Annotated in this window: 6 protein-coding genes and 1 pseudogene; all 7 read right to left on the reverse strand. The window is 51.5% G+C overall.

What is annotated here, in order from left to right; genetic code table 11:
• Positions 1-18: 18 nt before the first annotated feature.
• A complete protein-coding gene (locus tag ACJAZW_RS09085) occupies positions 19-1,935 on the reverse strand; it encodes a beta-galactosidase (RefSeq protein ID WP_415157272.1) in 1,917 nt (638 codons plus the stop codon).
• Positions 1,935-2,786 (reverse strand): SMP-30/gluconolactonase/LRE family protein, encoded by an 852-nt coding sequence (locus ACJAZW_RS09090; RefSeq protein ID WP_415157274.1) that lies wholly within the window; start codon positions 2,784-2,786, stop codon positions 1,935-1,937. The genes ACJAZW_RS09085 and ACJAZW_RS09090 overlap by 1 nt, the downstream gene beginning before the upstream one ends.
• A 2-nt stretch (positions 2,787-2,788) precedes the next feature.
• The gene (locus ACJAZW_RS09095; protein ID WP_415157276.1) at positions 2,789-3,394 is read right to left on the reverse strand and encodes a 2-dehydro-3-deoxy-6-phosphogalactonate aldolase; all 606 of its coding nucleotides are present in this window, start codon (positions 3,392-3,394) and stop codon (positions 2,789-2,791) included.
• Positions 3,391-4,308: a 2-dehydro-3-deoxygalactonokinase gene (locus ACJAZW_RS09100; protein ID WP_415157278.1), complete on the reverse strand. Its 918-nt coding sequence runs from the start codon at positions 4,306-4,308 to the stop codon at positions 3,391-3,393. The genes ACJAZW_RS09095 and ACJAZW_RS09100 overlap by 4 nt, the downstream gene beginning before the upstream one ends.
• Positions 4,309-4,314: 6 nt before the next feature.
• Complete coding sequence (locus ACJAZW_RS09105; protein ID WP_415157280.1) at positions 4,315-5,085, reverse strand: SDR family NAD(P)-dependent oxidoreductase; 771 nt, start codon at positions 5,083-5,085, stop codon at positions 4,315-4,317.
• Complete coding sequence (locus ACJAZW_RS09110) at positions 5,085-6,800, reverse strand: IlvD/Edd family dehydratase (RefSeq protein WP_415157282.1); 1,716 nt, start codon at positions 6,798-6,800, stop codon at positions 5,085-5,087. The genes ACJAZW_RS09105 and ACJAZW_RS09110 overlap by 1 nt, the downstream gene beginning before the upstream one ends.
• Positions 6,797-7,259, reverse strand: a pseudogene (locus ACJAZW_RS09115) (alpha-glucosidase/alpha-galactosidase); the annotation flags it as partial. The pseudogene ACJAZW_RS09115 and the gene ACJAZW_RS09110, both read right to left, overlap by 4 nt.

A 7,259-nucleotide genomic window follows, 5' to 3' on the forward strand; every position in this document is an offset into this window, starting at 1 on the left:
GAATTGACGAAATAGGCATTAGGTCGAAATACGCTCAGTCCAAATAACGCCTGCTGGCGCGATGGTTCGTTCGCCGACTTTTTGTGGCGAATTTCCGTAGTTGAAATAGAAAGAGTGCTTGGCCGTATCGCGTCGCCGAACGCTTTGCGGCATCGGCTGGGTATCCACACCAGTTTCAGCGCACAGACCTGAAATCAAAAACATCAGCGCTTCTTGGTCGGCCCAGCCCGCGACATAGGTGGTGTTTGCTTGGCGAATAATTGCCGCGCTGCCGTCCAATGTTTTTGTAACAATATCAGCGGTTGTAGAAATCTTTTCATGCCACTTTGTGAAGTTGCCGCGTGTGGACAAAGCCAAGCTGACGGTTGGCCTTAGACTTTCTGCATATTCAATTGTTGCCTCAAGTCCGGGTAGATTTGGCGGCAAGGGCGTTGGAATGGAAAACTCTTGTGTCTTGGTGTTGGTCCTTGGCCCCGCCAAAACAAGGCCGTCAAATTTCTCCAACGCGGCGCGCAACTGATCGCTAAGCGTCACCAGACCGGGCAGCATCACAATTTTGTAGGCTGAAAGATCAGCACAGTTTGGCGGCACGATATCAATAGAAAGCCCAAGTTTTCGGGCTGCACGATAGTGGTCAAATATCAAATCGAAATAATGACACCCCATTCCTTGTGGTTGGATATCGGTTGCCCAAACGCTTTGATAATCAAAGACTAAAGCGACTTTGGCATCGACAAGATCATCGCTGGCCATATCGGCCAACTCTTTGGCGACTTGCGATGCCTCGTCAAAAGCCGGTGCGGTTTCACTATCTGGTCGAAGCAGTCCTGAATGCATTTGCTCTTGAGCGAAAGGCGCTTGCCGCCACCGAAAATACATCACGCTTTCCGCGCCGTGCGCAAACGCTTCCCACGTCCATAACCGCACCATGCCCGGCAAGGGTGCAGGATTGTACGGCGCCCAGTTTACCGGCCCCGGTTGTTGCTCCATAACCCACCAACGGCCCTTGCCGACAGCGCGGTAGAGGTCATGGTGAAAGGCTTGAAAGTCTGGGTGACCTTGGCGCGAATGGTCGTGCTTAAACTGCTCGTCTGCGTCGATGCGGTCTTCCAAAAACCCCAGCGGATAGCTGTCCCAGCTGGCGATCTCAAGGTCTTCGCCAACATCAAAGTGATCGAATTCTGTTATACGGCCCATATAGTTATGAGCGATTGGCGCGTTTGTATATCGCTTAAGGATTTCGGTTTGAAGCTTATTGAAACTCACAACCTGATCCGACGAGAACCGCCGAAACGCCATACAATGGGCCGGATTTGCTTCTGTAACGGTTAGGTTTGGCAGATCGATTTGATCAAAATCATTATATTCCATCGACCAAAAAATATTGCCCCATGCCTCATTGAGCGCTTCAATAGTGCCATAACGCTCTTCGCACCATGTGCGGAAAGCTTTTGCGGCAGCATCGGAATAGGAAAGAACTGTGTCGTGGCAGCCATATTCATTGTCGGTTTGCCATGCAGCGACATGAAGGTTGTTGCCGTAGCGTTCGGCCAAAATCTCCACAATCCGAGCGCATTCAGCTCGATAACCTTCATGGGAAAAGCAATAGTGACGACGCGAACCGAACTTGCGCGGATTGCCATTTTGATCAACAGCCAGCATATCAGGATGGCGGTCGATCATCCAGCGCGGGGGCGTCGCGGTTGGTGTACCAAGCACAATTTTGAGGCCATGTTGTCCTAATATTTCAATGACTTGATCAAGCCAATTGAGTTCGAACTGCCCATGTTCTGGCTCGATTTGGCTCCACGCAAACTCGCCAATCCGCACCCATTTCAACCCAAGCTCAGCCATGCGGCGCGCATCATCAGCCCACTGTTCGTGCGGCCAATGTTCAGGATAATAGCAGGTTCCGAGCGCACGATTGATGGTCATTACAATATCACCTGATGTTCTTTTTGGCCCTTTGCTTTTGGGTCAATTTTAAAGGTGCAGCCAGCTAATTCTTCTTTGTCGGCCAAGCCAACTTTTGCCGATGTCAGCAACATCTGATCAAGGTTGTTACCCGCAAAAGCCGGGCAAGTGATTTGGCTTGCAGGCAGTGCAATTGCGCGCAAAAATGAACCATCTTTGGCATATTGTGCGACACGTCCCGCGCCCCATTGGGCGTTCCATAAATTGCCCGCTGCATCCACCACTGAACCGTCTGGATTAAGGCCTTCAGCGGTCAAATTCACAAAGATTTCAGGCTCACCGATAGGCCAACCGTCTTTTTGTTCCAGCGCTTGGCGCATGATTTTTTTGGTTACGGTGTCGGTGAAATAGGCAAATAGCCCGTCAGGCGAGAAGCAAATCGAATTAGAAATGCTAATTTTTCCAAATAGTTGCCGAACTTCCCCGCGATAATAGCGATAAATCGCGCCCGCTTCGGGTTCAGCATTTTTGCCCATGGTGCCGATCCAGAAACCACCAAATGCGTCTGCGCGTCCATCATTGGAGCGGGTCACTGGATTATCTTTTTCAATATCGGCAATGTGCTGTTCGGTTTTGGTGACGTGGTTGAATTTGAACAGGCCAAATTCGTCTGCGACCAGCAAATTTTGCTCATCTAGCCAGCCAGCGGCAGAAACGTGCCGGTCAAACTGGGTTTGTTCCGCAGGTTTTCCGGAACGTTTCAAAAACTGCTTTTTGTCGATGTCGAACCAAAAGAAATCCCCGGTTTGAGGATGCCAAAGCGGTCCCTCACCCAAGCTGCATTTGTGGTGATCAAAGACCTCAACCGGCATTGCTAAAAAACCTTATCGTATGCCGCAACAATTTCATCAGCTTTCGCACGAACGGTTGCCGCATCATCACCGGGTTTATAGATCGCGGTGCCAATGCCAAACCCGTCAGCTCCTGCCGCTTTCCATTGGTCAAAATTGTCTGGCCCTGCGCCACCAACTGCATAGGCGTCGATTGTGGATGGCAAAACTGCACGCAAGGCTTTCAAACCACTTGTGCCTAAAACGCTGGCTGGAAATAATTTCAACCCGTCCGCGCCTGCGTGAATGGCCGCAAAGCATTCGGTTGGTGTAAAAACGCCGGGATAAGAATGCATGCCAGCGGCTTTTGTGGCTTTGATCACGTCTGGATTACAGTCGGGCGAAACAACAAATTGCCCGCCATTATTTGCCAATTGTGCAACATCATCAAGATTGAGAACCGTCCCTGCACCAATCTGGGCGACACCATCAAAAGCCTCACGCATTTTTTTGATGCTATAAAATGGCTGTGGCGAATTCAGCGGCACTTCAATCAACGTGATGCCCGCATCAATGATTTGACGCGTCACCTCAACAGCTTCGTCCGGCTTGATGCCGCGCAGGATGGCGATGATCTTGCGTGTATTCATGAAACTTGCGCCAATGCCGAAACCGCAACCGCGTGTAGACCGCCAAGGGTCATCATGTCGCCGTCGGCGATGGTTGCTTGGCAATTATAAAATTTAAGGGCGGCGTTGTAATGCTCTGCCAATTTTGGATCGCCTATAATGCACACATCGCGAGACGACCAAAGATGTTCGGTGGCGCGCAATTCTGCGCCAATCAATAATCCTGAAAGCCTTGCACGAGCTTGATTTGCTGGTAAATCATGCAGCATGGATTGTGGCCGTATGGCAAACAATTCTTGTGTGACCAATTCGGGTGAATCCATGGCCAACTTCACCCCACTTATGAAAGCTGCGCTGTCCCATCCCCGACCGCCAACAGAGTGCCGCAGCACTGACTGCTTGGCCAACAGACCAAAAATTTCGCCTGTCATGAAGGTGGTGAAGTGCTTGACCACGCCATTATTAATGGTTGCCCATTTGGAATGGGTTCCGGGCAAACAGGCCACGCCATCAAAATTTGGTATATTGGCCAGAAATCCTGCAATCTGTGTTTCTTCACCGCGCATCACATCGGCTGGTTTGTTTTGTGACAGCCCCGGCACAATGAACACCTGCACCCGCGGATCACCAATTGGCGCGAGCACCAACTGTTCGTTGCGCGGTGGTGTGCACGGCGTCGCGATGTAAGCGGCTTCAATCCAGCCTTGCTTCGCGCCAACCATGCCGCAGGCAAACGCACTTAGTGGGTTTGTGCGCCCTTTAAGCCAGCGCTCCACATGGGACAGGAAAATCGGCTCAAACTGATCTGGCGCAAGGTTGCCCATACCTTGATCAGACTTCACTTGATCAAGCACTTTGCCGCCAGCGCCCATTGCCCATGCACGGAAATGGGTTGTTCCCCAATCAAGCGCGATCCATTCAATCTTATTGTTCATTTTGTTCTATCCTGTAACCACTACACCGCCATCAACAACCATGGCTTGCCCGGTCATCATGCGGCTGGCTTTTGAGGCCAAAAATAAGGTCGCGTCAACAATGTCGTCCGGGCTCAAATGCTCCTTCAAACATTGTTTGTCGAGATGGGTCGCCAAATCTTGTGGCGTTGCCCACATATCGAGTTGTTTTTGGGTGAGCACCCAGCCCGGCAATAGGGCGTTCACCCGGATTTTGTCTGTGCCAAGTTCTCTTGCAAGTGCGCGCGTGAGTCCTGTAATGCCCGCCTTTGCTGTCACGTAAGATGCGTATCCCGCATTGCCCATCATGTAAGAAATCGACGAGAAATTGATGATTGATCCGCCACCTGCGTCGCGCATGCCTTCGGCCACCGCCTGGGCCGTAAAATAGTGCGGGCGCAGATTAACATCCATCGCCATATCCCACTCTTCAACGGTGTAGCCTTGCAAATCGTGCCGCTTATCGTTGGCTGCATTATTGACCAGTACAGTGACTGGACCAAATGCTTTCGCGGCTTGTTTCATCGCAAAGCGCAGACTTGGAATGTCCGTGATATCGCATTTGATGAATAAAGGTTTGTTGGCGTACTTTTCGCCCATCTCTTCTGCAAACTCGCTGGCGTCTGAGCGCTGCACAAACGCAACATTTGCGCCTTGTTGCAGAAAGCCTTCTGTGAGTGACGCACCGATACCGGAGCCGCCACCGGTGATGAATATGCTCTGGCCTTTTAGGTCGTGAAAAGTGACATTTTCGCTCATTAGTGGCTTTCCCTTGTGACTGGGCGTGTATCTTTTCCGACTAAGAAATCTAGGTCCGCGCCTTTGTCGGCTTGCAAGACATGATCGATATAGAGTTTGGCGTAACCGCGATCATAATGCGGCTGATCTGGTTGCCAAGCCGCACGACGCTCATTCAGTTCGTCTTCAGCGACAAGAAGTTCAAGCTCGCCTTTTGCGGCACTCACACGAATGCGATCACCTGTTTTGACCAGCGCCAAATTACCGCCAGCTTGTGCCTCTGGACTAACGTGCAAAATTACGGTTCCAAACGCGGTGCCAGACATGCGGGCATCGGAAATGCGCACCATATCGCGCACGCCCTGCTCAACCAGCACTTGCGGGATCGGCATATTGCCCACTTCTGGCATGCCGGGATAGCCTTTTGGGCCGCAGCCTTTGAGCACCAAAATCGTGTCTTTGGTGACGGGCAAATCTGGTCGATCAATATTGGCTTTCAAGTCTTCGATGCTTTCAAACACGAAGGCTTCAGCTTCGTGTTCCAATAAAGCGTCGGTTGCGGCGGATGGTTTGATGATCGCCCCGTTAGGCGCGAGGTTACCGCGCAATACACGCAAGCCAGAAGCAGGTTTGAGCGGTGCATCGAACGCGTAAATCACATCGCGATTATAACATTCTGCGCCATCCCCAAAGACTGAAATGTCTTTATTGAGCACCGTATTGGCAGGGCGAAGCAGGTCGCCCAACTCTTTGAGCACAACAGGCATGCCGCCCGCATAGCAAAAATCTTCCATCAAATATTTACCCGATGGCATGCAGTTGACCAACAATGGCACTTCGCTACCAAGTTCAAAATCTTTGAGCGTTAGATCAATTTCCATTCGCCCGGCCATCGCCAACAAGTGCACCACGGCGTTGGTGGAACCACCCACCGCTGCATTGGCCAAAATCGCGTTTTCAAAGCTCTCTTTGGTGACTACTTTGGACATCAGTAAATCTTCTTCGACCATTTCCACAATCCGCTTGCCCGTCAAGTGGGCCAGCGTGGTGCGACGCGCATCAACGGCTGGCAAAGCGGCGTTTGTCGGTAGGCTCATGCCCATGGCTTCAACGATTGAGGCCATCGTCGAGGCGGTCCCCATGGTCATGCACACGCCCGCTGAACGGGACATGCCGCTTTCTGCTGCCATGAAATCTTGCAAGGTCATATCGCCCGCACGCACCGCTTCGGAAAATTTCCAAACGTCTGTGCCTGACCCGATATCATCGCCTTTGAATTTGCCGTTGAGCATGGGGCCCGAACTAACAACGATTGTGGGCAAATCGACAGAGGCTGCGCCCATCAATTGGCCCGGAGTTGTTTTGTCACAACCGCCCAGCAGCACAACGCCATCGATGCCATAAGCGCGGATGCTCTCTTCCACATCCATCGCCAGCAAGTTGCGGAACAACATGGCCGTTGGCTTCATTTGGGTTTCGCCAAGGCTCATGACGGGAAACTCGACGGGGAAGCCACCGGCCTCCCAAACGCCGCGTTTCACCGCCTCAGCCAACACCCGCAATCCCGAATTGCAAGGCGTAAGTTCTGACCATGTATTGCAAATGCCGATGATCGGGCGACCATCAAAAACGTGATCTGGAAAGCCTTGGTTTTTCATCCAAGAGCGATGGATAAAGCCGTCTTTGTCCATTTTGCCATACCAGGCTTGGCTGCGACGGTTCTTCTTGTTGGTCACGCAAAATCTTTCTTTTTAAAAGTGTTCGAAATCCAGGCTGGCATCCACTCACCATGTGCTTCGAGCAATTCAGTGGTCATTGCCCAAATTGCATCCAAATCAAGCTCAGCGGCGGTGTGCGGGTCCAGCATGGCGGCATGATATATGTGATCAATATTTTGATTGATCAGCGCTGCAACCGTCAATTCCTGTACGTTAACATTTGTGCGCATCAGCGCAATCAGCTGCGGTGGAATATCCTCAACAATTGTGGGTTGAATGCCGTTGGCATCAACAAGGCAAGGCACCTCCACAGCGCAGCCATCTGGCAATTGCGGAATGTAGCCCTTGTTGGCCACATTGCCGTAAATTACGGCAGGTTCGCCTGTGGCGATGGCGTTCATGATGGTTGCGGCATATTCGTGCGATTTGCACACTTCAATTTTGTCCGCATTGGCAAATTCAGCCGCTTGGGCTTTC

Origin of the sequence: Maritalea sp. (assembly GCF_047634455.1) — a bacterium.
Taxonomy (GTDB): Bacteria; Pseudomonadota; Alphaproteobacteria; order Rhizobiales; family Devosiaceae; genus Maritalea.